Origin of the sequence: Amycolatopsis sp. NBC_00348 (assembly GCF_036114655.1) — a bacterium.
Taxonomy (GTDB): domain Bacteria; phylum Actinomycetota; class Actinomycetes; order Mycobacteriales; family Pseudonocardiaceae; genus Amycolatopsis.
The window spans coordinates 7,763,464-7,789,300 of record NZ_CP107994.1 but is presented as its reverse complement, the minus strand read 5'-3'; the positions used below and the strand labels follow the sequence as shown (position 1 = coordinate 7,789,300).

Genomic DNA, 25,837 nt, shown 5'->3' with positions numbered 1-25,837 from the left:
CTGCTGCTGCCGCGGCCGGTCGTGAGTGGTTAGGGCGGTTCTAACCGCCCTAACCACTCACGACCCCGTAGCGCAGGGCGAGGCCGTCGAGCAGGGCGCGCAGGCCCGACTCGAAGAGGTCGTCCAGGACGAGGTCGTAGCCGTTCGTGCTCAGCTCGGTCATCATCCGGGCGAAGATCGGGTGGCCGCTGACCATCGCCGCCATCGCGGGCGCCTGGTGGTCGATCCACTGCTCTTCGGACAGCCCGGACGCGGCGAGCGCGTGCTGCTCGCGTTCGAGGTGGATCGCGATGCCCTGGACGTAGCTGAAGAACAGCACGTGCAGGTCGCACAGGGTGGCGGCGTCGTCGTCCAGCTCGGCCAGCGCCGAGAGCGCCCATTCCGCGTGCGTCGCGAGGTTGCGCAGCGGCAGCGGACGGGTGATCGGCGTGAGCTGGGCCAGCCACGGGTGCCGCCGGTGGAGCGACCAGAGCGTCCGGCCGGCCAGCGTCAGCCGCTCGCGCCAGCCAGCCGGCGGGACTTCCGGGTAGCCGCGCTCGCCGTAGGCGGAGTCGGCCATCAGCAGCACCAGCTCGTCCTTGCCGCGCACGTACCGGTAGGGCGCCATGGCCGCGACGCCGAGCCGGGCCGCCACCCCGCGCATGGACAGCGCGCCGAGCCCTTCGGCGTCGGCGATGTCGATCGCCGTGCGCACGATCCGGTCGCGCGTCAGGCCCTGGTGCCCGCCGCGGTGCTCACGGCCGGCGACGACCGTGCCGGACCGCGGCTCCGCGCGCACCAGCCCCTCCTGGTTCAGCAGAGCGAGCGCCTTCGCCGCGGTCGCCATCGCGACGCCGTGATCGGCCGCGAGCCGCCGGGTCGAGGGCACCCGCGCGCCCGGCGGAAGCTCGCCGCGCGCGATTCGGCCGCGCAGTTCCTCGGCGATGACCACGTACTTCACGGCTGCCCCCTGATCTAGTACAGACGACCTTCTGTACTAGTACAGAATTAGTCTCTGAACTGCGATGACTCCAGTGTGATGCGGGCAAGCGTACAACTCTGGAGGAAGCATGCGGAACGTACTGATCTCGGGAGCGGGCGTCGCCGGCGGCACCCTGGCCTGGTTCCTGGCCCGCGACGGCTGGACGGTGACCGTGGTGGAACGCGCGGTCGGCTCGCGCACCGGCGGCCAGGCGGTCGACGTGCGCGGGGTCGCGCTCGACGTCGTCGACCGGATGGGCCTGGGCGAGCGGCTGCGGGCGGAGCGGACGCGGATGCGCGGGATGTCCGTGGTGGACGGGGCCGGGCAGGAGCTGTACCGGTCCGAGGAGTTCACCCACAGCAGCGGCCGGCTCGACAGCACCGACTTCGAGCTGCTGCGCGACGACGCCGTCGCGATCCTGCACGAGGCGACCGCGGACCGCGTCGAGTACGTCTTCGGCGACTCGGTCACGGCGTTGACCGAGGACGCGCACGGCGTGCGCGTGGAGTTCGAGCACGGCGGCTTCCGGACGTTCGACCTCGTCGTCGGCGCCGACGGCCCGCACTCGGCGGTCCGGCGGCTGGCCTTCGGCCCGGAGGAGCGCTTCAGCACGCACCTCGGCCAGTACCTGGCGATCTTCCCGGCGCCGAACTTCCTGGGCCTCGAGGACTGGCAGCTGTGGGTCCGGCACGAGGAGACCGGCGGCGCGGTCTACCCGGTGCGGGACAACACCGAGCTGCGCGTGACGCTCGGATTCGGCTCGGAACCGCTGCCCCCGATGAGCGTCGCGGAGCAGAAGCGGCTGGTCGCCGAGCAGCTGGCCGGCGTCGGCTGGGAAATGCCGAAGCTGCTGGCAGCGATGGCCGAAGCCGAGGTGTTCTACTTCGACGCGATGGCGCAGATCCACCTGGACCGCTGGTCGGCGGGCCGGGTCGTGCTGGTCGGCGACGCCGGGTACTGCGCGTCGGCGCTGTCCGGCCAGGGCACGAGTCTCGCGCTCGCCGGCGCGTACGTCCTGGCGCAGGAGCTGGGCCGCGCCGAACACACCGACGCGTTCGCCGCGTACGAGCGCCGGATGCGGCCGTTCGTCGCGCTCAACCAGGCGCTGGCCACGGAGAACCCGACCGGCGGACCTTCGGAGGAGTCGCTGGCGCGGGCCAAGAACGCGCTCACGCTCGGCTGAGGAAGTCCACCAGGGCCGCCGACGTGCGGTCCGGCACCTCGAGGTGGGGGAAGTGCCCGACGCCCGGCCAGAACTCCGGCTCGGCGTGCGGGCCCGCCCAGCGCGCGGACGACCTCGCCGTCTCGGGGAGGATGCAGGTGTCGTCGGCGCCGTGCAGCTGCAACGTCGGGGCCGCGATCCGGCGGCCGACGGCGTCGGTGAACCGGCGGCCCTCCCCGCGGAACTGCGCGCGGAACGCCCAGCGGTAGTACTCCAGCGCGCTGTGCGCGACGCCCGGCACGAGCATCGCCTGCCGGAACGCCGCCGTGCTCTCGGCGAAGTCCGAAGTGGACCGCCAGGAGTCGCCGGCCCACGCATCGAAGAGGTCCTCGACGGCTTGGGCGTCTTCGCGGGTCAGCCACTTCTCGGGCGCCATCGGCATCTGGAAGCGGAAGAGGTGCCCGGCCGCGCGGCCCTGGCCACGCCAGAGCGTGCGGGCGATCGACGACCGCAGCGCGAGCGGGTGGGCGCCGCCGATGGCCGTCACCGACGACACGAGCCGGGGGTGCAGCGCGGCGACGGTCCAGGCGAGCATGCCGCCCCAGGCGTGTCCGACGAGGTGCGCGCGCCGGGCGCCGAGCGACTTGACCAGCCCGCCGATGTCCCCGGCGAGCGTCCACGCGTCGTAACCACGCGGCGGCTTGTCCGAGTCGCCGTACCCGCGCAGGTCGACGGCGACCGCGCGGTACCCGGCGTCGGCGAGGGCCTGCAGCTGGTGGTGCCAGGTCCACCAGAACTCGGCGAACCCGTGCAGCAGCACCACGACGGGACCCTCGCCGAGCTCGGCGATGTGCAGCCGGATGCCGTTGGCGGAGACGTCGCGGTGCGCCCACGATCCGTCGATGCGGACGATCGACGGATCGGGGGACGGGTGCAACGAACTCAGTCGCGCGTGGTGGTCAAGTCGGCTTCGGGCGCCTTCTGCGGCTTGAGCGCGGCGGCGGTCTCCTTGACGCTGGCGATGGTCCGCTCCGGTGCCTTGAACTTCTTCACCTTGCGGTAGCCGAGGAACCCGGCCACACCCGCGACCAGCAGCATCAGGAAGAACACGATGCCGAACGCGATCCAGCGGTAGCGCACCCACTCCGCCAGGCCTTCGGCCGCGAAGAAGAACAAGAAGAACGTGCTGTACAGGAAGACCGTCAGCGCGATCAAGAAGTAGACGGCGCCCTTGAGGCCCTTCTTCACCTCGCCGACCAGCTCGGACTTCGCCAGTTCCATCTCGGCCCTGACCAGGGTGGAGATGTGCTGGGTCGCGTCGCCGACCAGGCGGCCGAGGGACTGGTCGCCGGGGACGTCGGTGTCGGAGGACAGCGGGAGGTAAGGCACGGCCCCCACGCCGTCGGGGCCGGTGCGTTCGTGTTTGGGGCTGCTCACCGGGTCATCGTGCCATGACGTCGTGGAGCGGGCGCGGCGGACTGTCCGAGTGTCGAGGATCAATCCATCTCGGCGTGGACCTTGCTCCGCCGCAGGAGCATCACCGCGGCCAGCAGGGACGCGATCCCGGACGCGATCAGCACCGCCGCCTTGGCCAGTTCGCTCGCCTCCGCGGGCAGCGCGAGGTCGGCGATCAGCAGGCTGACCGTGAAGCCCACGCCGCCGAGCAGCGACAACGCGCCGATGTCGCGCCAGCCCACGCCGCGCGGCTTCTCGGCGAGCTTCAACTTCACCGCCAGGAAGCTCGCGCCGAAGATCCCGACGACCTTGCCGCCGAGCAGCCCGGCGAGCACCGCGAGCGGTAACGCCGTCGTGAACACCTTGCCGAGCGAGTCGCCGCTGACCGAGATCCCGGCCGCGAACAGCGCGAAGAGCGGCACGGCGACGGCCGCCGACCACGGCTGCAGCCGGTGCTCCAGCCGCAACGCCGGCGCCTCGGCCTCGCCGTCGTCGGCCCGGACGCGGGTGAGCAGGCCCAGCGCGACGCCGGCGATCGTCGCGTGGATACCCGCGGAGTGCACCGCGACCCAGGTGACGAGCGCGAGCGGGACGTAGATCCACGCCGTCCGGACGCGCTTGTGCTGCAGGAAGGCGTAGAGCGCCAGGGCCACGACGGCGACGGCCACCGCGACCAGGTCGAAGCCGGTCGTGAAGAGCACGGCGATGACGATGATCGCGCCGAGGTCGTCCACCACGGCCAGCGACAGCAGGAACACCCGCGCGCTCGAGGGCAGGTTCGACGCCGTCAGCGCGAGGACGCCGAGCGCGAACGCGATGTCCGTCGCGACCGGGATCGCCCACGCCCGGTCGATCCCCGGCGTCCCCCAGCCGACGCCCAGCGCGACCAGCGCGGGCACGATCATCCCGCCGATCGCGGCGACGATCGGCAGCACGGCCTGCTTGAACCGCGACAGCTCGCCGATGACGAGCTCGCGCTTGAGCTCCAGCCCGGCGACGAAGAAGAAGATCGCGAGCAGGCCGTCCTTCGCCCAGTCGCCGATGGTGAGGTTCAGGTGGAGCAGCTCCGGGCCGAGCCGGAACTCGCGCAGCGCGTGGTAGCTGTCGCGCAGCGGGGAGTTGGCCCAGACCAGGGCGAGCGCCGTCGCGCCGAGCAGGATCATCCCGCCGGTGGTCTCGGTGCGCAGGTAACGCGCGAATTCGCTCAACGGGCGGGACACGGGCGGCTCCTGGGGTCGCTGATCACTGTTGCCGACCAGACTTCCCGGCGCACCTTGACGGTATTTTAATGCCGTTCGTCACCGACCGTTATGGCGGGGACCACACCTTGTGCCGGTGGTGGGTCACACGGTGGCCTCATAACATGCGAACGGACAACGAAGTCCAGACAAAGGATGACTCAGTTGTGAGCACCTCCACCGAGGTCCAGCAGGACAAGAGGTTCTTCGGGCACCCACGAGGGCTGGCGAACCTCTTCGGCGTCGAGATGTGGGAGCGCTTCTCCTACTACGGGATGCTCGGCATCCTGCCGTTCTACCTGTACTACGCGATCGACCAGGGCGGGCTCGCGCTGCCCAAGGCGCCGGCGCTCGGCATCGTCGGCGCGTACGGCGGCCTGGTCTACCTCGCGACCGTGCTCGGGTCGTGGGTCGCGGACCGGCTGCTCGGCTCCGAACGGACGTTGTTCTTCAGCGCCGTGCTGATCATGGTCGGCCACATCAGCCTGGCCGTGATCCCGGGCGTCGCGGGCCTCGGCGTCGGCCTCGCCTGCGTCGCGATCGGCAGCGGCGGGCTCAAGGCGAACGCCACCGGCATCGTCGGCACGCTCTACGCGCCGGACGACGAACGCCGTGACGCCGGCTTCACGATCTTCTACATGGGCATCAACCTCGGCGCGTTCGTCGGGCAGATCCTCACCGGCCTGGTCTGGGACCAGGCGGGCTTCCACTTCGGCTTCGGCCTGGCCGCGATCGGCATGGCGCTGGGCCTGGTCCAGTACACGCTGGGCCGGCGCAACCTGCCGGACAAGGCGAACGAGGTGCCGAACCCGCTGCCGTCGTCGAACCGCCTGCTGGTCGTCGCCGGCGTGGTCGTCGTCCTCGCGCTGATCGTCGTGCTGCTGCTCACCGGCGTCGTCCGGGCGGACAACCTCGCCGACGTCGTGCTCTGGGCGGTCGGCGGGATCTCGATCGTCTACTTCGCGGTGATCCTCTCGAGCCGCAAGATCGACGCCGACGAGCGCAGCCGGGTGTACTCGTTCATCCCGATGTTCATCGCCAGCGCCGCGTTCTTCTCGTTGTACCAGCAGATCTTCACGGTGCTCGCGACCTACGCCGACACCCGCCTCGACCGGCGGATCTTCGGCTGGGAGATGCCGATCCCGTGGGTCGGCTCGGTCGGCCCGGTGTTCGTCATCCTGTTCTCGCCGCTGTTCGCGCTGCTGTGGACGAAACTGGGGACGCGGCAGCCGTCGTCGCCGATCAAGTTCGTCATCAGCACGATCATCATGGGCGTCGCGTTCCTGCTGTTCCTGCCGTTCACCGGCACCGGCCAGAACGGCACCCCGCTGATCGCGATGGTCGGCGTGCTGGCCGTGTTCACCCTGGGCGAGCTGGGCCTGTCCCCGGTCGGGCTGGCGCTGGCCACGAAGCTGGCGCCGAACGCCTTCCGCACCCAGATGGTGGCGCTGAACTTCCTGTCGATCTCGTTCGGCACGGCGATGTCGGGCAAGCTCGCCGAGTTCTACTCACCCGAGCACGAAGGCGCGTACTTCGGCACGGTCGGCGGCGTCGCCATCGTCATCGGCGTCCTGCTGTTCGCGGCGTCGCCGTTCATCCGCCGGATGATGAAGGGCGTGCACTAACCGATCGTGACGCCGAACAGCACCCCGACGAAGTAGGTCACCACCATCGTGAGGGCGCCGACACCGACGTTGCGGAGGATCGCGCGCCCCACGTGCGCGTCGCCGAGCCTCGCGCTGACCCACCCGGTCAGCGTGAGGCCGACGACGACCGCGGCCGCGCACGCCCACACCCGCAGCGAGACGCCGGTCCAGGCGATGGCCAGCAGCGGCAGCAGCGCGCCGACGGAGAACGCGATCAGCGACGCCCACGCCGCCTGCCACGGGCTGGTCAGGTGGCCCGGGTCGATGCCGAGCTCGGCTTCCGCGTGCGCCTGCAGCGCGTCCTTTTCGGTCAGTTCGCGGGCGACCTGCCGCGCCAGCTCGGGCGAGAGGCCCTTCTGCCGGTAGATGTCGGCGAGCTCGTGCTCCTCGGCCTCCGGCATGGTCGTGAGTTCTTGTTTTTCCAGCCGGATCAGGGCCTGCTCGGTGTCGCGCTGGGTGCTCACCGAGACGTACTCGCCGCCGGCCATGGAGAAGGCCCCGGCGACCAGCCCGGCGATCCCGGCGGTGAGGATCGTGGTGCGTTCGGCGGTCGCGCCGGCCACCCCGACGACGATGCCCGCGACGGACACGATCCCGTCGTTCGCCCCGAGAACCCCGGCCCGCAGCCAGTTCAGCTTCCCGCCGACACCTTCGTGCGGCTCGTGGGGATGCGTTTCGATCACCCGGCAAGTGAAACACGAAAGACGTTCCTGAGAGAGTCCTCAGTGGACTTCTCGCTCAGCGGGACATTCGGTCATGATGGGGGCATGGACGAGCAAGTGTGGCAGCCCCTGCTTACGGTCGAGGGCCTGCCGCTCCAGGGCGGCGAGGGCCGGTTCCGGCTGCTGGAGAGCGCGGACTCGGGGCTGGCGTACTTGATCCACTACCCGGCCGGGGTGTCCTCACCTGCTCATTCGCACGACCACGACTCGATCGTGTACGTCCTGTCGGGTCGTCTTCGGGGCGTGGTCGATGGGGCGGAGTCGATCCTGGAGCCGGGGGACTCGGCGGTGCACCCTCGCGGGGTTCCGCACCAGGTGGAGGCCCTGACGGACTCGATGTGGGTGGAGTTCAAGTCCCCACTGCCGACCCGCCCCCCGATCGCCTGACCCCCCGCTGCCCCAGCTCCCGTCCCGGCTCCCTGATCACGCGAGTTGACCCTTCAGTCACGCGAGCCGACCGTCCAGACACGTGCGCCGACCGTCTCGGTACGCGTGTCGGCCCCTAGCCACGCGATTGACCCGCTGATCACGCGAGTTGACCCTTCAGTCACGCGTGTCGACTGTCCAGACACACGAGCCGACTGTCTCGGTGTGCGAGCCGACCCTCCAGGTACGCGAGCCGACCGTCTAGGTACGCGAGCCGACTTTCTGGGTACGTGAGCCGACCCCTCGGGTGCGTGAGCCGACCGTCCAGGTGCACGAGGCCGACCGCGCAGTTACGTCAGCCGACCGCCTCGGTACACGAGCCGAGCCTCCAGATAAGCGAGCCGATCGCCCAGTCACGTCAGCAGATCGTCTCGGTGCGGAGCTGGCCCGTCGGCCGCCGTTTCAAGTCTCCGTTAATACCGGAATTCGAGCGGCCACGCAAACGTCCATCCACAGTCGCGCAAGTTGTCCACAGATCGCTGAGCGGCCGTTTTCGCAGGTGGGGGCCGGTAGACTGGAACAGGGGACGCCCCCCAAGGGAAGGGTGGGGGGCGCCCTTCGGGCGTCGCGGCCGCCGCAAAACCGCGGAAGGGTGCGGAAGGCGGAAAGGGTCTGGAAAGCGGAAACGCCCGGCCCCGCCAATGCGGAACCGGGCGCTTCCTGGAGAGAAAGCTGAAACTCAGGCGTCCAGCTCGGCGAGGGCCTGCTTGGCCTTCTCGAGCTCGGCCTCCAGCGCGGCGACCTTCGCGGCCTGCGCCTCGCGGGCCTGGTTGATCACCTCGTCGATCGGGCCGGACAGGTCGGCGTGCAGTTCCTTCGCCGCGCGCGACACCGCGGCGGCGGGGATCTCCAGACCCTTCGCGACCCACTTCGAGCCGTTCTTCAGCTCGGCCTGCCACTCGCCATCGGCGGTGCCGGTGACGGTCAGGATCAGCTCGACCGTGCGGGTCTTCTTCGCCGTCGACGCGGTCGCCGCACCCTTCGGGCGGCCTCGCTTCGGCTTCGGTGCCTCTTCGGCGGCGGGCTCAGCGGAAGCAGAGTCCTCCGAAGGAGCGGCAGCCTCCGAAGAAGCAGCGCCCTCCGAAGAGGTGGACGCGGACTCGGTGACGGTCGTCGCCTCGTCAGTGGCAACGGCGGGCGCCTCAGGGGTCGCCGAAGCCGTTTCCTCGTCGTGCGTCAGGACATCCACGGTCATCGTCGTGTCGTCTCCTTGCCCGGGAAGGGGGTGTGGTTCGCGGCACAGTGTAGAACATGCGTTCGAAGTGCGCCGCTCGGGGGGTTCATGAAAGAGCCCTCCCGGCGCGAAGCCGGAAGGGCTCTGACAAGAAGACGCTAGCTCACTCCTCGGACTTGCCCGTCTGCAGGCCCGACGAGATCAGATCCATCACCGTCGAGTCGGCCAGCGTGGTGACGTCGCCGACCTGCCGGTTCTCCGCGACGTCGCGCAGGAGACGGCGCATGATCTTGCCCGAGCGCGTCTTCGGCAGCTCCGGCACGACCATGATCTGCCGCGGCTTCGCGATCGGCCCGATCTCCTTCGCGACGTGGTTGCGCAGCGCCTGGATGGCCTCTTCGCCACCGTCGACGGCGTTGCCGCGCAGGATGACGAACGCGACGATGCCCTGCCCGGTCGTCGGGTCGGTCGCGCCGACGACCGCCGCCTCGGCGACCGTCGGGTGCGAGACGAGCGCCGACTCGACCTCGGTCGTCGAGATGCGGTGGCCGGACACGTTCATGACGTCGTCGACGCGGCCGAGCAGCCAGATGTCGCCGTCGTTGTCGTACTTCGCGCCGTCACCGGCGAAGTAGAAGCCCTGCTCCTTGAAGCGCGACCAGTACGTCTCCTCGTAGCGCTCGTTGTCGCCCCAGATGCCGCGCAGCATCGACGGCCACGGCTCGTCGAGCACCAGGTAGCCACCGCCGCCGTGCGGGACTTCCTGAGCCTGGTCGTCGACGACCTTCGCGGAGATGCCCGGCAGCGCCTTCTGCGCCGAGCCCGGCTTGGTCGAGGTGACGCCCGGCAGCGGCGAGATCATGATCGCGCCGGTTTCGGTCTGCCACCACGTGTCGACGATCGGCGCCTTGCCCGCGCCGATGTTCTCGCGGTACCAGATCCACGCCTCGGGGTTGATCGGCTCGCCGACCGAGCCCAGCACCCGCAGCGACGAGAGGTCGTACTTCTCCGGGATTTCCGCGCCCCACTTCATGAACGTGCGGATCAGCGTCGGCGCGGTGTAGTAGATGGAGACCTTGTGCTTCTGGATGATCTCCCAGTGCCGGCCCTCGTGCGGGGTGTTCGGCGTGCCTTCGTAGACGACCTGCGTGACGCGGTTCGCGAGCGGGCCGTAGACGATGTAGCTGTGGCCGGTGATCCAGCCGATGTCGGCGGTGCACCAGTAGACGTCTTCGCCGGCCTTGTGGTCGAAGACGTTGTGGTGCGTGTACGCCGTCTGCGTCAGGTAGCCGCCGGAGGTGTGCAGGATGCCCTTCGGCTTCCCGGTGGTGCCGGAGGTGTAGAGGATGAACAGCGGGTGCTCGCTGTCGAACGCCTCGGGAGTGTGCTCTTCGGACTGTCCGCCGACGAGCTCGTGCCACCAGAGGTCGCGGCCGTCGGTCCACGGGACGTCGCCCTCGAGCTGGTCGCCGGTGCGCTGCACGACGATGACCTTCTCGACGCTGTCGGCGCCTTCGAGCGCTTCGTCGACGTTGGCCTTCATCGGCGCGGCCTTGCCGCGGCGGAACTGGCCGTCGGAGGTGATCACGATCTTCGCGGCGGCGTCGTCGACGCGGGCGCGCAGCGCGGTCGGGGAGAAGCCGCCGAAGACGACGCTGTGCAGCGCGCCGATCCGGGCGCACGCGAGCATCGCGAAGATGGCCTCGGGGATCATCTGCAGCTGGATCGCCACGACGTCGCCGGCGGTGACGCCGAGGGACAGGAGGGCGTTGGCGGCCCGGGAGACCTCGGTCTTCAGTTCGGCGTAGGTGATGTCCCGGGTGTCACCCGGCTCGCCGACCCAGTGGATCGCGACCTGGTCGCCGTGGCCGGACTCGACGTGCCGGTCGACGCAGTTGTACGCGACGTTCAGCTTGCCGCCGACGAACCACTTCGCGAAGGGCGCATTGGTCCAGTCCAGTACCGTGGCCCACTTCGTGTCCCACGTGAGCCGCTCCGCCTGCTTCGCCCAGAAGGCCTCGCGATCGGCGTCCGCCTCGGCGTAGAGCTCGGCCTGCGCGTTGGCCTGAGCAGCGAAATCGTCACTGGGCGGGAAAGTACGGCTCTCGGTGAGCAGGTTGTCCAGGGCTGGGGACTGCTCGGTCATGTTGCAAGGCCTCCTGTAGTGCGCCGATCACCGGCTAGCGGCACGCTAGCGACGTTAGTCCGCCTTGTAAAAGGTTGCACCCACGTTGCCCCGGGGTTTCACCGAGGCAGGCGAGCGCCGGTGACTAAGCGTTCAGTCAGCCGGGCTTTCACGGCCGGCCACTCCGGCGCGAGCATCGAGTAGGTGACGGTGTCGCGCGACGACCCGTCCGGCCGGATCCGGTGCGCGCGCAGGACGCCTTCGCGAAGCGCGCCAAGTCGTTCGATGGCGCGTTGTGAGCGCAGGTTGCGGATGTCGGTCTCCCACGCGACCCGTTGCGCGTCAAGGGTTTCGAACGCGTGCGTGAGCAACAGCAGTTTCGACTCGGTGTTCAGCCCGGTGCGCTGCCAGTCCGCGCCGATCCAGGTGTGCCCGATCGAGAGGATCCGGTGCTGCGCCACGACCTGGTAGTACGACGTCGTCCCGGCGACCCGGCCGGAGGCGGCGTCGAGCTGCGCGAAGGGCCGCCGGGCGGGGTCGGCCAGCGCGTCCGAGATCATCCGTTCGGCGGCCGGGACGTCCAGTGGCTGCCGGATGCTGAGCCAGGCCCAGATGCCCGGGTCGGCACCGGCCTCGAACAGGCCCTTGGCGTGGTCGAGCGTCAACGGCTCCAGGCGGACGTGCTCACCGGACAGGGTCGGCAGGGTGCTCCAGTCACTCACAGGACCACCGTAAGGCGGCCAGTGGCTGTTCGTGATAGCCAATTTCGGAGCAATTCCAGAGTCCACTTCGGCGTTGCCTATGCTCGGCCGACCACGACCGAAGGGCGAGAACGATGGCCGAAGAGCGGGAAGAGCTGAGCTGGGAGCTGTTCGGCACGGCAGCGCGTGAACTGGCTCACACCGTCGCCGACGACGGCTTCGCGCCTGACCTCATCCTGTCGATCGCCCGCGGCGGCCTGTTCGTCGCCGGCTCGCTCGGTTACGCGCTCGACGTGAAGAACCTGCACGTGATGAACGTCGAGTTCTACACCGGCGTCGACCAGCGCCTCGACCTGCCGGTGATGCTGCCGCCGGTGCCGAACGCCGTCGACCTCACGAGCAAGAAGGTGCTGATCGCCGACGACGTCGCCGACACCGGCGCCACCCTCAAGCTCGTCCGCGACTACTGCCTCGACCACGTCGCCGAGGTGCGTTCGGCCGTCGTCTACGAGAAGCCGCACTCCACCGTGAAGTGCGAGTACGTCTGGCGCCACACCGACAAGTGGATCAACTTCCCGTGGTCGGTGCTGCCGCCCGTGGTCAAGCGCGAAGGACAGGTTCTCGACGCATGAGCGACCCGCTGAAGCCCCTGCTCGACCTCGAAGGCGTGGCCGCGGCGGCGAAGTCCGCGCAGGACGCTGTGTTCGCGGTGCACCGTCTCCCGGCGAACCTGCGCGGGGGTGCGGCGACCGCGAGCGAAGCCTCGGTCCGCGCGGCGCGCGCGTCCGCCGGGATCGAAGGCGCCAACCCGGAACTGCCGGCCGACGGCGCGGTGGCCGACCCGGTGCTGGCGGGTGCGCTGCGCGTCGCCGAGACGTTGGAGACGCTGCTGCCGACGTGGCGCCGCGCGCCCATGCAGGCGTTGGCCCGCATGCACGTTCTCGCCGCGGCGGACCTCGTCAGCGACCCGGATGCGTTGGGGCGCCCGCATTCCGGTGGTGGGCGGCTGGAGATGCTGGCGCAGCTGGTGACCGGCGCGACGTCGGTGCCGGGGCCGGTACTGGCGGCCGTCGTGCACGGGGAACTGCTGGCGCTCAAGCCTTTCGGCAGCGCGGACGGCGTCGTGGCGCGGGCCGCGGCCCGGCTGACGATGATCGCGACGGGCTTGGACCCGAAGGCGCTGAGCATCCCGGAGGTCGCGTTCTTCCGCCGGGTGCCGCGTTATCTCGAAGCGGCACAAGGATTCGCGAGCGGGACGTCGGAAGGCGTCCGCGCGTGGCTGCTCTTCAACTGCGAAGCGTTCGAAGCCGGTGCGCGCGAGGCGAAGAGCATCTCGGACGCGGCCTCTTAGCTGAGCACGGCGTCCAGCAGGCCGGGAAACCGCGCCTGCAGGTCGTCACGCCGTAGTTCGACCCAGCGCCGGCGTCCGTCGACGAACGTCGTCGTCAACCCCGCTTCGCGCAGCACGCGCCAGTGGTGCGACAGCGTCGCCGCCGTGATGTCAACGTCGTACGCCTCGAGCGAGCAGCTGCGCGGCTCCGTCACCGTCGACAGCTCACGGATGACCTCCAGGCGCACCGGATCGGCGAGCGCCTGCAGCACCGTCACGATCTCGATCGCCTCGCGCGCCGGTTGAGGCAGCGTCCTGGTCACCGTGATCTCCCAACAGTTGGATCGTTTGACAACGATCGAAGTGTAGCTCCATCATGACCGTATGACGATTCGACGATCATCTAATGATCGGCTGGGGATCCTGCTCGTCCTCGCGGTGGGCACGTTCACCGTCGGCACCGACGGGTTCGTGCTCAACGGCCTGCTACCGGTCATCGCCGCCGACCTGCACGTGACGGAGTCCGTCGCGGGCCAGCTCACCACCGTCTTCGCCCTGACGTACGCGGTCGCGTCACCGCTCATCGCCGCGTTCACCGGCGGCTGGGACCGCCGCCGGCTGCTCGCGGGCGGCATGGCGCTGTTCACCGTCGGCATGGCCGGGCAGGCGCTCGGGACGTCGTTCGCGGTGGTCGCCGCGGCCCGGCTGCTTGCCGCCGTCGGCGCCGCGGCGTTCCAGTCGAACGCCTACGTCCTCGCCGGGGCGCTCTCGTCCGAGCAACGCCGGGGGCGGGCCCTGTCGACGGTCGCCGCCGGGATGAGCGTGTCGATGGTGCTCGGCGTCCCGATCGGCGTGCTCGCCGGGCACTGGTTCGGCTGGCGCGCGGTGATGTGGGGGATCGGGGTGGTCGCGGTCGTCGTCGCCGCGCTGATCCCGATCATCCCCGAGGTCCGCGTGCCCGCGGCCGGGCTGCGCGAACGCCTCGCCGTCGTCGCCCGGCCGGCGGTCGCCCGCGTCCTGGTGGTGACGGTCTTCGGCACGCTCGCGGCGTTCACCGTGTTCGTCTACCTGCCGGTGCTGGTCGCGCCGGTCGCGAGCGGCGCCGTGCTGTCCTGGGTGCTGGTCGGGTTCGGGCTCGGCCAGCTCGCCGGGACCACGTTCACCGGCCGCGCCACCGACCGTCTCGGCCCGGCCCGGGTCCTCGCGTTTTCGCTGGCGGGCACGGCGGTCGTGCTCGCGGTCGTGGACGTCGCCGTGCTGTCCCTGCCCGGGGCGCTGCTGTTCGCGCTGTTCGCGGGCGCGTTCGGCGGGATGCTGATGGTCCCGCAGCAGCACCGGCTCTTCACGATCGCGCCGGACGTCCCGACCGTCGCGCTGGGCGTGAACGGTTCGGCGATCTACGTCGGCGGCGCGCTCGGCTCGGTGCTCGGCGGCGTCGTGCTGGCCGACGCGGGCCCGGGGTGGGTCGGGCCGGCCGGCGCGCTCGCCGCCCTGGCCGCCCTCGCGCTGGGCGTCAACCCAGCTTCGCGGACCACTTCTCCTCGATCCGCCCGAACCGCCACACCGCCAGTGCGATCACCCAGGTGAGGACGAACAACCCGACGATCGCGAACCCGACGTAGTCCAGGTCGACCGACGCGATCGCGGCCAGCGGCCCGGACGTGATGTCGAGCTTCTCGGCGAGGATCGACACCAGCTCGATCGTGCCGATCAGCAGCGCGACGGCGACCGACAAGGCCGTCACCGTGAGGTTGTAGAAGATCTTGCGAACCGGCTTCGCGAACGCCCAGCCGTAGGCGAAGTTCATGAAGCAGCCGTCCACGGTGTCGAACAGGCTCATCCCCGCGGCGAACAGGATCGGCAGCACGAGGATCGCGTACCAGGGCAGGGCGAACGTCGCGGCGCCCGCGGCCAGCACCAGCAGGCCGATCTCCGTCGCGGTGTCGAAGCCCAGCCCGAAGAGCAGGCCGACCGGGTAGATGTGCCACGGCTTGCGCACGGCCTTCGTCGCCCCGCGCAGCAGCCGGTTCATCAGGCCCCGGTTGTCCAGCTGGTGCTCCAGCGCGGCTTCGTCGAACTCGCCGCGGCGCATCCTCTTGAACACCCGCAGGATCCCGACGAGCACCACGAGGTTGAGGATCGCGATCACGTACAGGAACACGCCGGACACCGACGTCCCGATGAGGCCGGTGGTCCGGTGCAGCGTCGAGGAGTCGTCCTCGACCTGCCCGGCCAGGGCGCGGACGCCGAGGGAGAGCAGGAGGCACAGCACGAAGACGATCGTCGAGTGCCCGAGGGAGAACCAGAAGCCGACCGACAGCGGCCGCTGGCCGTCGGCCATCAGCTTGCGGGTGGTGTTGTCGATCGCCGCGATGTGATCGGCGTCGAAGGCGTGCCGCATGCCGAGCGTGAACGCCGTGACGCCCAGCCCGATCCCGAACACGCCGGAAGTGCCCAACGCGTAGTGCTGGGGTGCGACGAAAGCCGCCAGCACCACCCAGCCCACGACGTTCAGCAGCAGGATGAACCCGGCCATCCCGCCCACGGAGACCCATTCACGGCGTGACAGCCGTGAACCGGTCGCTTCGAGCACGCCCATCGTCGCCACCCGCCTTCCCTCTCATCTGAGAGGTTAGACAGGTGAACAGATGATGGGCAATCAATCTCAGCTGGCGCGCGCTCGCACCAAGTCAAGAGCCTTGCGAACGTGTCCGCCGGACGTGTGGAGCGCCTTCGCCGCGCTCGTGACGTCCACCCCGGACAGCAGGTGCACCAGCGCCACCTTGAGGTCGCCCCCGGCCTCGGTGAGCGCGTCGGAGCAGTCCGCCATCGTCATGCCGGTGGCTTCCTGCAGGATGCGGATGGTCCGGCCGCGCAGCTTCGCGTTGGTGGCCCGCATGCTGACCATCAGGTTGGAGTAGGTCCGGCCGAGCTTGATCATCGTCGCCGTCGAGAACGACGTGAGGATCATCTTCTGCGCCGTGCCCGCCTTCATCCGGGTCGAGCCGGCGATCGCCTCCGGCCCGGTGTCGACGGCGATGAGCACGTCGACGCCCGGCGGCTTGGCGGCCTTCGCGTTGCCCGACACCAGCCCGGTGCGGGCCCCCTGACGCGACGCCGCGAGCAGCGCGCCCAAGACGTACGGCGTCCTGCCCGACGCCGTCAGCCCCAGCACGAAGTCGCCCGGCTGGACCATGGCGGCCATCTCGGCCGCGCCCGCCCCGTCGTCGTCCTCCGCGTTTTCGACGGCCTGGCGCAGGGCGCGCTCGCCGCCGGCGTGGTGCGCGATGAACCAGTCACCCGGCACGTTGAACGTCGGCACCAGCTCGGCCGCGTCCAGCGTGGCGAGACGACCCGAGGTCCCCGCGCCGACGTAGTGCACCCGGCCGCCGGCCCGCAGTGCCTCCACCGCGTAGTCCACCGCCCGTGCCACCTGCGGCAGCACCGCGGCGACCGCGCCGGCGACCGTGCGGTCCTCGGCGTTGATCGCGCCCAGGATCCCCGCGGTGGACATCAGGTCGATGTCCGTGGTGCGGGGGTTGCGGGTCTCGGTCGGCGAATCGACGTGCACCGCCTGCGTGGGGACGGTCATCATGCGCCTCACATTTTCTCCGGTCATTACTTGCCGGTTTCCCGAGGACGGCGACGACCGTCCGGCCTGACACCCAGGCGGTGCGAGCCGACCGCGTCCCTGGTGGCGTCCAGGGCGTTGACCGACGCGTCCATGTGCCGCTGCGCGACGCCGATGAACAGGCAGTCGATGACGGTGAGCTGGGCGATGCGGCTCGCCGTGGCCCCCGAACGGAAGGTGGTTTCCCGGGCGGCCGTCGTCAAAACGTAGTCGGCGACCTCGGTGATCGGGGAGCGCGGGAAGTTCGTCACGGCGATGGTGATCGCGCCGTGCTCCCGGGCCACCCGCAGCGCCTCGACGGTGTCGGTGGTCGCGCCGGTGTGCGAGACGCCGATCGCGACGTCACCGGGGCTCAGCACCGCGGCCGAGGTGAGCATGATGTGCGTGTCCGACCACGCGAAGCACACGCGGCCGATGCGGTGCAGCTTCTGCTGCAGGTCCGCGGCGACGAACGCGCTGGCGCCCACGCCGTAGACGTCGGAGCGGCCGGCGTTGGCGACGACCTCGATGACGCGCTGCATCGTGGCGACGTCGAGCTGCTCGGCCGTCTCTTCGACGGCGCGCGCGTCGGCGAAGCTGACCTTGCTGATCACGGCGGCCAGGTCGTCGTCCGGGCCGATCTCGCCGCCGAGGTTGCGCGAGCTGCGCGCCTCGGTGCGGGCGGTGTCCGCGGCCAGCGCGATGCGCAGCTGCGGGTACCCGCCGACGCCGACGGCCTTGCAGAACCGCGTCACCGTCGTCTCGCTCGTGTTGGCGGCCAGGGCCACCTCGGTGATGCTGCGTCTCGCGACGTGCGCGGGATCCTCCAGCACCACCTTGGCCACGCGCTGCTCGGCGCGGGCCAGTCCGGGGAGCAGCGACCGGATCCGCACCAGCGGGCTGGCGTCGGCGTCCCGCACGGCCGTCTGGACCGGTACGGCTTCGGACGGTGCCGTTCCGACTACGGATTCGGTATCAGTCACCGTCGGAAAGTTACTAACCGTTGGCATTTGCGACAAGGTTACCCACACCCTTCGGTACGATCGCAACCCGTCCGTGTCTGCGGATCTCGATTTGCGATTAATCGTTGACCAGAAAGTCGCCAACAGGGTCGACCTTGTTAACGAGGTCAAGCTAACGACTTGGCAACTTAGTGTCGCGACGCAAACGGCTTGGTACCGCTCAGCGGTACACGGATGTCGGCGTTGGGCGACCGAACGGTCACCGTGCGCTCAACTGGAAACCTTCAGCGGTGAAAGCAGACGATTCTCGCTCACCGTCGAGGAGTGCTCGGCCGCGTTCGGTGACTTTCACACCGTCGACCGAAACTCCGCGGCCCGTGTAGTTCGGATCGGTGCCGTAACGCCACCTGAGGCTGATCCCGGCGGCCTGGGGCAGCTTGGCCGTCACCTTCCACCAGGCACGGTGCCCGTGCCCGGAGAGCGACGTCACGTCTCCGGACGGTGCACCCGGCCCGGATACCGATAGCGCGATCGGTTGCCAGTTCACCCCGTCGGTGCTGGCCTGCAGCTGAAGTGGATCGGTGCTTCCCTCGGTGTCCACGAAGGCGTAGAAGGACACGCGAGCTTGATCACTTTGCGTAGTAATGGGGCGGGTACTCAGCGTGGCAACGGCGTTGTTACCCAGCGTGCTCGTCCAGGCGTCCTTCCCGGCGGCCGGCTTGACGGCCATCGCGCGCGCGAGCGACGTCGCCCACACCTGGCGGGCGGTGTTGATCGAGCCCCAGTTGCGGCTCGGGTGCACGCGGTTCGTCAGCAAGATCGCGAACGAGCGCGACTCCGGGTCGATGACCAGCGTCGTTCCGGTGAAACCGGTGTGCCCGGCGGTGACCGGCGAGGCCAGCGCACCCATGTACCAGGGCTGGTCGAGCTCGAAGCCGAGGCCGTGCGAGTCGTCCGGGAACTGCTGGTTGTAGTTGGTGAGCATCAGACGCACGGTGTCCGGGCGCAGGACCCGGTGCCCGCGGTAACTGCCGCCGTTGAGGATCGTCTGGGCCAGCACGGCCATGTCGCCCGCCGTGCTGAACACCCCGGCGTGCCCGGCGACGCCGCCGAGCGACCACGCGTTCTCGTCGTGCACGCTGCCGCGCACCATCCCGCGTGGCGGGTTCGCCTCGAACTCCGTCGCGGCGATCCTGCTCAGCTTCGACGCGGGCGGGTTGTACCCCGTGTCGGCCATGCCCAGCGGCCCGGTGATCCGGTCGTGCACCACCTCGTCCAGCGGCTGCCCGGTCAGCTTCTCGACGATGAAGCCGAGGGTGAGCAGGTTGATGTCGGAGTAGAGGTACGTCGTGCCCGGCTTGTTTTTCAGCGGGCTGTCGAGCACGGCCTGCCGGCGCGACGGGATGTCCGGGTAGCCGGCCCACAGCGAGGGGATCGGGTCGGCGTCGAACCCGGAGACGTGCGTGAGCAGCATCTTGATCGTGATGGCGGCCTTGTCGCCGGTCGCGAACTCCGGGAAGAAGCGGGACACCGGGGTGTCGACGGTCAGCTGCCCGCGTTCGATGAGCTGCAGCACGGCGATCGAGGTGAACAGCTTCGAGATCGACGCCATGTCGAAGATGGTGTCGTTCCGCATCGGGACCTGCTGGTCGGCGGGCAGTTCGGTGCCCGCGGCGTCGGCGTACCGCACTGCGCCGCCGACCGCGTACCGGTCGACGACCACGCCGTCGTGCGCCAGCAGCCCGACCGCGCCGGAGAAGTGCGGGTGCCCGGTGGCGTCCGGCTTCGTCCAGCTCGCCAGGAAGTCCTCGGCGGACTTGATCGGCGCCGGGTCGAGGTTGACGTCCTTCGGGGGCCCGTCGCGCAGGGTCGTCCACGAAGGCGCGAAGCCTTGCTGCGGCCGGTCGAAGCGGCCGGCATCGGGGTCATGGCGCCCGGCGGGGGTGGTGATGGCACTGGCTCCCGAGGTCAACGTGGTCAGCGCGACCAGCACTCCGGTGGCCGCGGCGAGGACCTTCCTAGCACGCACGACTCTTCCTCTCAGCGGTAGAGCAGGTGGCGACGGCGGGTGTGGTCGAACGCGGCGAGCTCGGCCCGCCAGGCCCCGGTGACCTCGTCGACGCCCGCACCGGCGTCGATCATGGTCCGGAGCCGGTCGGACCCGGAGAGCTTGTCGATGTAGTTGTCGGGGCGCCAGGCGAACTTGTCCGGGTGCAGCGCCTTCGCCGTGACGAGCATGGCGACCGCGGTCCGGATCGCGTCGAAGGCCCGCGGATCGCTGACGCTCACCTGGACACCACCGCAGGTCTCGTTGACGAACTTGTTGAACGTCGGCACGAAGTAGATCTCCCGGAACTTCGCGCCGGGCAGGTGGAGCTCCTCGAGCTTCTCCCGCCAGCGCCAGTCGAGCCCGGGCGCGCCGATGATCTCGAACGGCCGCGTCGTCCCGCGGCCTTCGGAGAACACCGTGCCTTCGAACATGCCGGTGCCGGGGTAGACGAGCGCCGTGTCCGGCGTCGGCACGTTCGGGCTCGGCAGCACCCAGTTCAGCCCGGTCTGCGCGAACTGGACGTCACGCTGCCAACCGCGTACCTGGACGACGTCCAGCTTCGCGAGCTTCACGCCTTCGCCCGGCAGGAACTCTTCGGCGAAGAAGTGCGCGAGCTCGCCGACGGTCATGCCGTGCTGCTGGGCGATCGGCTTCTTCCCGATCCCGGAGGCGAACTTCGGGTCGAGCACCGGCCCGGCGAGCCGGCCGCCGATGGGGTTCGGGCGGTCGAGCACGACGACAGCGACGTCGGTCCGGGCCGCGGCCACCATCGCCGTGTAGAGCGACCAAATGTAGGTGTAGAAGCGCGCGCCGACGTCCGCGATGTCGAACACGAGCGTGTCGATGCCCGCCTTGGTGAACAGCGAAGCGAGCTTCGTCGCGTCGGCGCCGTACGCGTCGTACACGGGCACGCCGGTGCGCGGGTCCGTGTAGTCGCCTTCGGAGCCGCCGGCCTGCGCGCTGCCGCGGAAGCCGTGCTCGGGCCCGAAGGCCGCGACCGGCTTGACGCCGGCCGCGACCATCGAGTCGACGATGTGGTCCCCGTTCAGCAGGACCCCGGTCGGGTTCGACAGCACGCCGAGCTTGCGGCCCTTGAAGGCCTGCCAGCCCTGGCCGGCCAGCTGCTCCGCGCCGGTCAGCACCCTTCCGTGGGTCTGCGTCTGCCCGGGTTGTTCCGACTGCGCCCGGGCTGAACCACCCGCCAGGACCGGGACCGCGAGGGCGCCCGCGCTCGCGCCGAGGAAGTGGCGCCGGTTCAGGTTCACCAGGTGAGCCCGTGGCCGAACGGGTACTTCACGGTTTGCAGGTCGGCGCCCGCCGGGATGTCGACCGGCAGCTTCCCGACCGGCTTCGTCTCGCCGAGGATGACCTTGGTCAGCGCCTCCAGCGTCGGGTTGATGTAGCCGTAGGTCGCCAGCCAGGTCGGCACGGCGTTCGCGTAACCCGCGTCGTACGGGATCTGCGCGGCGACCGCGACGACCGGCTTGCCGGTGGCCTGCAGGGCCTGGAGGAGCTTGGTCTGCAGCGGGAAGCCGCCGATGTTGTTGGTCAGCACGACCACGAGGTCGACGTTCTTGGCGTTCGCCGCGGCCTGCGCGATCTGGGCGTCGGTCGGGGCCTGCCCGGTCTGGTACGCCGTCGCCGCCGTGCCGTGCGCGGTGAGCTTCTGGGCGAGCGTCGCCGTCGTGGAGACGCCCCAGCCGGTCACGAGCGCCGTCGCGGGCTTCTGCTTGAGCGGCAGGACGCCGGCGTCGTTGGCGATGGCCGTGATGCCGCGGTCGGCGATGTCCTGCGCGGTCTTGAGGTTGGCCGGCGTGCCGACGGTCTTCATCACCCGGTTCGCGTCGACGAACGGCGAGAACAGGATGCCGCGCTTGAACTTCAGCTTCAGCACGCGCAGCACGCTCTGGTCGATCCGCTGCATCGACAGGTCGCCGGTCTTCACGGCGTTGAGCACCGCGTTGATCGCGACGTCCAGGTGCACCGGCATGAGCAGCTGGTCGATGCCTGCCTTCAGCGCGAGCACCGGGATCTCGGCGTCGCTGTGCATTTCCCGCACACCCTGCATTTCCAGTGAGTCGGTGATGACCACGCCGTTGTAACCGAGTTCCTTGCGCAGTTTGCCGGTGATGATCGGCTGCGACAGCGTCGCCGGCTCGAGCGACGGGTCGAGGCTCGGGAACTGGATGTGCGCGCTCATGATCGAGTCGATGCCCGCCGCGATCGCGGCCTTGAACGGCGGCACGTCGATGGCACGCCACTGCTGCTCGGTGCGGTCGATCCGGGGCAGGCCGGTGTGGCTGTCGGTGGCGGCGTCACCGTGGCCGGGGAAGTGCTTGGCCGTCGCGGAGACGGTCTTCGTCGGGAAGTCCGAGTTCTGATAACCCTTGACCTCGGCGGTGACGAACTGGCTCGCGAGGCCGGGCTGCCCGGCGAAGGAGCGGACGCCGATGACCGGGTTCGCCGGGTTCGAGTTGACGTCCGAATCGGGTGCGAAGTCCTGGTTGATGCCGACCGCGCGCAGCTCGTGCCCGAGGACCGTCGCGGCCTTCGTCGCCCGGCCGGTGTCACGCCCGGCCGAGACGGCCATCGAGTTCGGGAACTCCGTGGCGGGCGCGCCCATCCGGGTGACCGTGCCACCCTCCTGGTCGGCGCCGACCTGCAGCGGGATGTGCGCCCCGCTCGAGACGGCGGCCTTCTGGAGGCCGTTGGACAGCTTCGCGACCTGGACGGGGTCGTCGAAGTTGTCGCGGCTGTCGTTGTTGAAGTAGATGACGCCGCCCAGGTGGTACTTCTGGACCACCTGCGCCGGGGTGTCGACGCCGAAGTCGGTCTGGTTCTTCGGGTTGACCTCGTCCGCGGACTTGCCGTTCACCCAGGTGACGAACAGCTGCCCGACCTTCTGCTCGAGCGTCAGTCCCCGAAGCGCCTGCGTCGCCGCGGCGTCGGCCTGCGCGTCCGCGCTCACCGCCGGTGCGCTGGCCGCGGTCGCGACACCCACACCGGTGAGGGCGAGCAGCCCCGCGACGGGCAGCGCGAACGCATGGAACCTCCGATTTCGGGTCGTCACGACCAGCCTCCCAGAAAGTTGCGGGCGCCCGGTGTGACGTGAGAAGTCCACTCAGAGGCGCCAATATCGGGAAGCTACTCACCGAATCCTTCGATGTCCATCGACCGACCGCAGCAACGGTCGAGTTCGTACCCGGATCGGTAGGAAATTCGCCGTTCGCAAGATGCGGCTCACCCGAACGGACTGGTGGGAGGGGTGACCCGAACGGCCCAGCCTCGCCTCGCACGGCTTCGTTCCACCGCCGGCGGCTCGGCTCCTGTGCGCCAGGGGCGCGCGTTCGGCGTCGGCGGCTCCTCCGAGCGGCCGATACCGCGCGCTCGGGCTACCCATATGACGAGGCGGCGCCCGTGGCCAAAGGCCAACGGGCGCCGCCTGCAAAGCGCGAACATCTCGGGCGACCAAGCGTGCAACTCTGGTCGTACCTACATGGACTCGGCGTGTGGCGTCCCACTACGCAGTCCCTAGACGACGAGCCTCCCGCGGCGCGCTGCGCGTGGGTTCCCGGAGTCCGCGCACGGAGATTCGCCGGGGTGGAACAGGCTTCTCTTCTACCTGTTCCCTGGCCGACCGAACGTCCGCACCTTCTTTCTACGCCGTGAGCCCGGTCACTTCAAGTGCGCGGATGGGTGCACCGGTACAGAGGCTGGATCGGGTGACACGGGCACCCTCAGCGACGGACAATTCGGGGCTGGGCCAAGCAAAGCGGAAGTTGTACGGCCGTATGGGTGGCCCGGCCGCCGCTACCGGGTCCGGCGGCGCCGGCTGAGGCCGTACCAGGTCGCCCCGGCGGCCATCGCGCCGACACCGAGGGCCACCATGCCGGCCGACCGGGTCGGGATCCGGCTGCGCAGCGACATGGGCCGGTCGAACGCCAGGATCGGCCAGCCGCGGTCGAGCGCCTCCCGCCGCAGCAGCTTGTCCGGGTTGACCGCGTGCGGGTGCCCGACGACCTCGAGCAGCGGGATGTCGGTGCTCGAATCGGTGTAGGCGAAACACTCGGCGAGGTCGTAGCCGTGGGTCGCGGCGAGCTGCTTCGCGGCGACGGCTTTGTTGGCGCCGTAGCAGTAGAAGTCGACCTCGCCGGAGTAGCGGCCGTCGACGATCTGCATCCGCGTCGCCACGCTCCGGGTCGCCCCGAGCATCTCCGCGACGGGCGCGACGACCTCCTCGCCGGTCGCCGAGAGCACGATGACGTCGTGGCCGTCTTCGCGGTGCTGCGCGATCAGCTCCGTCGCCTCCGCGTACACGAGCGGGTCGACGACGTCGTGCAGGGTTTCCCGCACGATCGCCGAAACCTGCGCGACGTCCCAGCCGGTGCACAGCGCGGAGACCTCCGCGCGCATCCGCTCGGTCTTGTTCTCGTCCGCGCCGGCGAGCGAGAACACCAGCTGCGCGTAGGCGCTGCGCAACGCGGCGCGACGGTTGATCAGTCCCTCCTTCAGCAATGGTTTGCTGAACGCCAGCGCGCTAGAAGAAGCGATGATCGTCTTGTCCAGGTCGAAGAACGCGGCCACCGCGTGCTCCGGGCCCGGCTTCCGGATGCGCGTCGGCGCGCTGATCGGTTCGGCCACGTGTCCAGGATAAGAGCTTGATCGCGACGCGTCCCGTTGATCCACCACAAGCGCGTCGTGTCGCCGGAAAATCCATGACAGGAAGGGACTTTCGACGCGCGATGCCGTTACCGAACTGTGTGCCTCGTCCGCTGGGCTCCCGGGCGTCCGGCGGAGTTACAGTGAGGGAGCCCGGTGTCCAACCGGGCCGGTTCAGTCCGACCCCCCGGGGCTGAACCCTTGGCGGCCCCCGTCCCTCCCCCCTGGCGGGGGCCGCCTTCTTAACCTCACGCTCGCCTTTCGCGAGCCCGGGTTCCGAATCGCCGGACGATTCTGTCGCGCCATTCGCCTTTCCGGAAATCTTTTCCCGTCGGGCCTATTGCGACGCGGGTGCCGCCGCGATCCTGCCACGCCCCACCGACAGAACCGGCGCGCGAGCCGTTCCCCCAGCGGCAGTTGTCCACAACACCCCGGTTGTCCACAGCCCGGCCCCCGACCCGTTGTGCCCCCAGGCCCCCCGCCGCGACGGTGGAACCCGGGCCATCCGAGGCCCGCACCGACGACGGGGGAGGAACACATGGCGGGGGAACGACCGCTCGTGGTCGCCACGGACGAAACCGTGCTCGACGAGATTCTGCGCGTGGCCGCGGTGGCGGGCTGCGAGCTCGACCGCGCCCCGGACCTGACCGCGGCCGGCGGGCAGTGGGCCCGGGCGCCGCTGGTGGTCCTCGACGAGGAAACGGCGTTGCGGCCACCCTCGCTGCCCCGGCGTGGCGGGATCCTCCTGGTCTGCAAAGGCACCCCGGAGCCGAGGACGTGGGAGCACGCGTTCCGCGTCGGCGTCGAGCGCGTGATCTCGTTGCCGGAGGAGGAGACCGAGCTAGCGGGGGCGTTCGCGGACGTCGTCGAGACGCCGGCCGAGCAGGCCGGGCTGGTGCTCGGCGTGGTCGGCGGCCGCGGGGGCGCGGGCGCGTCCGTCTTCGCCGCGACTCTCGCGCTGGCGGCCGACCGCGACCCCGGCGGCGCGTTGCTCGTGGACTGCGATCCGCTGGGCGGCGGTCTGGATCTGTTGCTCGGCTTGGAGAAGACGCCCGGCCCGCGCTGGTCCGAGGTCCGGCTGAGCGGCCGGGTGTCGGTACCGGCGCTGGCCGCCGCGCTGCCCCAGCGCCGTCACCGAGGCGGCAGCCTGCCGGTGCTGGCGTGCGGCCGGGAAGGTGAAGGCCCGGGGGTGGAGTCGCTGTCGGCGGTCCTCGCCGCGGGCCGCCGCGCGGGTCGCACGGTGGTCTGCGATCTCCCGCGCACCTTGGGTGACGCGGCGTTGGAAGCGGTCACGGTGGCCGACCTGGTGGTGCTCGTCGTTCCGGTGGAGTTCCGCGCGTGCATGGCGGCGAAGCAGGTGCTGCGCGGGCTGTCGGAGCTGACGGCCCGCCTGGGGGTGGTCGCGTGTGGACGGTCCCGCTCCGGAGTCTCACCCGCCCAGACGGCCGGCCTCCTCGGGCCGCCTCTGCTGGCTTCGATGCCCCTGGAGCGAGGCCTGCCCGCGGCCGTGGAGCGCGGCGAATTCCCGGCCAAGCAGACCGGGCCCCTGTCCACAGCGGCGGCGGACGTCCTGTCGGTGGCCCGCCGCGAAGCCCGGGCGGCGACCCGATGACGTC

At 70.1% G+C, this 25,837-nt stretch carries 23 protein-coding genes; 7 read left to right on the top strand and 16 right to left on the bottom strand.

Going from position 1 to position 25,837, the window contains the following annotated elements; genetic code table 11:
- Positions 1 to 49 precede the first annotated feature (49 nt).
- The gene (locus OHS58_RS34270) at positions 50 to 940 is read right to left on the bottom strand and encodes a GntR family transcriptional regulator (protein WP_328645239.1); all 891 of its coding nucleotides are present in this window, start codon (positions 938 to 940) and stop codon (positions 50 to 52) included.
- Between the two features lie 109 nt (positions 941 to 1,049).
- On the opposite strand from OHS58_RS34270, the gene OHS58_RS34265 reads away from it, so the two are divergent.
- Positions 1,050 to 2,144, top strand: coding sequence for an FAD-dependent monooxygenase (locus tag OHS58_RS34265; RefSeq protein ID WP_328645238.1), 1,095 nt, complete (start codon positions 1,050 to 1,052; stop codon positions 2,142 to 2,144).
- Here the strand turns inward: OHS58_RS34265 and OHS58_RS34260 are convergent.
- The 3 genes from OHS58_RS34260 to nhaA are packed head-to-tail and all read right to left on the bottom strand — an operon-like array spanning position 2,131 to position 4,798.
- Complete coding sequence (locus OHS58_RS34260; protein WP_326944982.1) at positions 2,131 to 3,060, bottom strand: alpha/beta fold hydrolase; 930 nt, start codon at positions 3,058 to 3,060, stop codon at positions 2,131 to 2,133. The genes OHS58_RS34265 and OHS58_RS34260 overlap by 14 nt on opposite strands.
- 5 nt (positions 3,061 to 3,065) lie before the next feature.
- Positions 3,066 to 3,560, bottom strand: a complete 495-nt coding sequence (locus OHS58_RS34255; RefSeq protein WP_326944981.1) for a phage holin family protein — start codon at positions 3,558 to 3,560, stop codon at positions 3,066 to 3,068.
- 59 nt (positions 3,561 to 3,619) lie between these two features.
- Positions 3,620 to 4,798, bottom strand: coding sequence for a Na+/H+ antiporter NhaA (gene nhaA, locus OHS58_RS34250; protein ID WP_328645237.1), 1,179 nt, complete (start codon positions 4,796 to 4,798; stop codon positions 3,620 to 3,622).
- 185 nt (positions 4,799 to 4,983) lie between these two features.
- On the opposite strand from nhaA, the gene OHS58_RS34245 reads away from it, so the two are divergent.
- Positions 4,984 to 6,441 (top strand): peptide MFS transporter, encoded by a 1,458-nt coding sequence (locus OHS58_RS34245; RefSeq protein ID WP_326944979.1) that lies wholly within the window; start codon positions 4,984 to 4,986, stop codon positions 6,439 to 6,441.
- Here the strand turns inward: OHS58_RS34245 and OHS58_RS34240 are convergent.
- On the bottom strand, positions 6,438 to 7,145 hold the full coding sequence (locus tag OHS58_RS34240) for a VIT1/CCC1 transporter family protein (RefSeq protein WP_326956802.1): 708 nt from the start codon (positions 7,143 to 7,145) through the stop codon (positions 6,438 to 6,440). The genes OHS58_RS34245 and OHS58_RS34240 overlap by 4 nt on opposite strands.
- 84 nt (positions 7,146 to 7,229) lie before the next feature.
- Between OHS58_RS34240 and OHS58_RS34235 the strand changes: the two genes are divergently transcribed.
- Positions 7,230 to 7,571, top strand: a complete 342-nt coding sequence (locus OHS58_RS34235) for a cupin domain-containing protein (protein WP_328645236.1) — start codon at positions 7,230 to 7,232, stop codon at positions 7,569 to 7,571.
- 718 nt (positions 7,572 to 8,289) lie between these two features.
- On the opposite strand, the gene OHS58_RS34230 is transcribed toward OHS58_RS34235, so the two are convergent.
- From OHS58_RS34230 to OHS58_RS34220, 3 genes are all read right to left on the bottom strand, one after another.
- Positions 8,290 to 8,805 (bottom strand): DUF6319 family protein, encoded by a 516-nt coding sequence (locus tag OHS58_RS34230; protein WP_326944976.1) that lies wholly within the window; start codon positions 8,803 to 8,805, stop codon positions 8,290 to 8,292.
- 142 nt (positions 8,806 to 8,947) lie between these two features.
- Entirely contained in the window at positions 8,948 to 10,930 is a 1,983-nt protein-coding gene (acs, locus tag OHS58_RS34225; RefSeq protein WP_328645235.1) for an acetate--CoA ligase, read from the bottom strand.
- Positions 10,931 to 11,028: 98 nt separating this feature from the next.
- On the bottom strand, positions 11,029 to 11,631 hold the full coding sequence (locus tag OHS58_RS34220) for a GNAT family N-acetyltransferase (RefSeq protein ID WP_328645234.1): 603 nt from the start codon (positions 11,629 to 11,631) through the stop codon (positions 11,029 to 11,031).
- A 113-nt stretch (positions 11,632 to 11,744) separates the two neighbouring features.
- Between OHS58_RS34220 and OHS58_RS34215 the strand changes: the two genes are divergently transcribed.
- Together OHS58_RS34215 and OHS58_RS34210 are read left to right on the top strand one after the other, a co-directional pair.
- Positions 11,745 to 12,242, top strand: a complete 498-nt coding sequence (locus tag OHS58_RS34215) for a phosphoribosyltransferase (protein ID WP_247058852.1) — start codon at positions 11,745 to 11,747, stop codon at positions 12,240 to 12,242.
- Positions 12,239 to 12,961, top strand: coding sequence for an oxidoreductase (locus OHS58_RS34210; protein WP_326956810.1), 723 nt, complete (start codon positions 12,239 to 12,241; stop codon positions 12,959 to 12,961). Before OHS58_RS34215 ends, OHS58_RS34210 begins: the two co-directional genes overlap by 4 nt.
- On the opposite strand, the gene OHS58_RS34205 is transcribed toward OHS58_RS34210, so the two are convergent.
- Positions 12,958 to 13,263: an ArsR/SmtB family transcription factor gene (locus tag OHS58_RS34205; protein WP_247058850.1), complete on the bottom strand. Its 306-nt coding sequence runs from the start codon at positions 13,261 to 13,263 to the stop codon at positions 12,958 to 12,960. The genes OHS58_RS34210 and OHS58_RS34205 overlap by 4 nt on opposite strands.
- Positions 13,264 to 13,378: 115 nt before the next feature.
- Here OHS58_RS34205 and OHS58_RS34200 point away from each other — a divergent pair, with 115 nt between their 5' ends.
- Complete coding sequence (locus tag OHS58_RS34200; protein ID WP_328645233.1) at positions 13,379 to 14,527, top strand: MFS transporter; 1,149 nt, start codon at positions 13,379 to 13,381, stop codon at positions 14,525 to 14,527.
- Here the strand turns inward: OHS58_RS34200 and OHS58_RS34195 are convergent.
- The 7 genes from OHS58_RS34195 to OHS58_RS34165 form a co-directional block, all read right to left on the bottom strand.
- Positions 14,454 to 15,539: a HoxN/HupN/NixA family nickel/cobalt transporter gene (locus OHS58_RS34195; RefSeq protein WP_326951697.1), complete on the bottom strand. Its 1,086-nt coding sequence runs from the start codon at positions 15,537 to 15,539 to the stop codon at positions 14,454 to 14,456. The two genes, OHS58_RS34200 and OHS58_RS34195, sit on opposite strands and share 74 nt — an antisense overlap.
- Positions 15,540 to 15,605: 66 nt before the next feature.
- Positions 15,606 to 16,535: an N-acetylmuramic acid 6-phosphate etherase gene (locus tag OHS58_RS34190; protein WP_328645232.1), complete on the bottom strand. Its 930-nt coding sequence runs from the start codon at positions 16,533 to 16,535 to the stop codon at positions 15,606 to 15,608.
- 23 nt (positions 16,536 to 16,558) lie between these two features.
- Positions 16,559 to 17,560: a MurR/RpiR family transcriptional regulator gene (locus tag OHS58_RS34185; protein WP_371827597.1), complete on the bottom strand. Its 1,002-nt coding sequence runs from the start codon at positions 17,558 to 17,560 to the stop codon at positions 16,559 to 16,561.
- Positions 17,561 to 17,771: 211 nt separating this feature from the next.
- The gene (locus OHS58_RS34180; protein ID WP_328649903.1) at positions 17,772 to 19,505 is read right to left on the bottom strand and encodes a serine hydrolase; all 1,734 of its coding nucleotides are present in this window, start codon (positions 19,503 to 19,505) and stop codon (positions 17,772 to 17,774) included.
- A 47-nt stretch (positions 19,506 to 19,552) separates the two neighbouring features.
- The gene (locus OHS58_RS34175; RefSeq protein WP_326944968.1) at positions 19,553 to 20,827 is read right to left on the bottom strand and encodes an exo-beta-N-acetylmuramidase NamZ family protein; all 1,275 of its coding nucleotides are present in this window, start codon (positions 20,825 to 20,827) and stop codon (positions 19,553 to 19,555) included.
- On the bottom strand, positions 20,824 to 22,581 hold the full coding sequence (locus OHS58_RS34170) for a glycoside hydrolase family 3 protein (protein ID WP_326960022.1): 1,758 nt from the start codon (positions 22,579 to 22,581) through the stop codon (positions 20,824 to 20,826). The genes OHS58_RS34175 and OHS58_RS34170 overlap by 4 nt, the downstream gene beginning before the upstream one ends.
- Positions 22,582 to 23,372: 791 nt before the next feature.
- Positions 23,373 to 24,203 (bottom strand): HAD family hydrolase, encoded by an 831-nt coding sequence (locus OHS58_RS34165; protein WP_247058844.1) that lies wholly within the window; start codon positions 24,201 to 24,203, stop codon positions 23,373 to 23,375.
- Positions 24,204 to 24,759: 556 nt separating this feature from the next.
- Here OHS58_RS34165 and ssd point away from each other — a divergent pair.
- Complete coding sequence (gene ssd, locus OHS58_RS34160) at positions 24,760 to 25,833, top strand: septum site-determining protein Ssd (RefSeq protein WP_326944967.1); 1,074 nt, start codon at positions 24,760 to 24,762, stop codon at positions 25,831 to 25,833.
- Positions 25,834 to 25,837 lie beyond the last annotated feature (4 nt).

Bases quoted from the DNA above. Each gene is read 5' to 3' on its own strand.
- OHS58_RS34265 (WP_328645238.1), top strand. From the start codon at position 1,050: ATGCGGAACGTACTGATCTCGGGAGCGGGCGTCGCCGGCGGCACCCTG.
- OHS58_RS34235 (WP_328645236.1), top strand. From the start codon at position 7,230: ATGGACGAGCAAGTGTGGCAGCCCCTGCTTACGGTCGAGGGCCTGCCG.
- OHS58_RS34230 (WP_326944976.1), bottom strand. From the start codon at position 8,805: ATGACCGTGGATGTCCTGACGCACGACGAGGAAACGGCTTCGGCGACC.
- acs (WP_328645235.1), bottom strand. From the start codon at position 10,930: ATGACCGAGCAGTCCCCAGCCCTGGACAACCTGCTCACCGAGAGCCGT.
- OHS58_RS34215 (WP_247058852.1), top strand. From the start codon at position 11,745: ATGGCCGAAGAGCGGGAAGAGCTGAGCTGGGAGCTGTTCGGCACGGCA.
- OHS58_RS34210 (WP_326956810.1), top strand. From the start codon at position 12,239: ATGAGCGACCCGCTGAAGCCCCTGCTCGACCTCGAAGGCGTGGCCGCG.
- OHS58_RS34195 (WP_326951697.1), bottom strand. From the start codon at position 15,539: ATGGGCGTGCTCGAAGCGACCGGTTCACGGCTGTCACGCCGTGAATGG.
- OHS58_RS34190 (WP_328645232.1), bottom strand. From the start codon at position 16,535: ATGATGACCGTCCCCACGCAGGCGGTGCACGTCGATTCGCCGACCGAG.
- OHS58_RS34185 (WP_371827597.1), bottom strand. From the start codon at position 17,560: ATGCCAACGGTTAGTAACTTTCCGACGGTGACTGATACCGAATCCGTA.
- ssd (WP_326944967.1), top strand. From the start codon at position 24,760: ATGGCGGGGGAACGACCGCTCGTGGTCGCCACGGACGAAACCGTGCTC.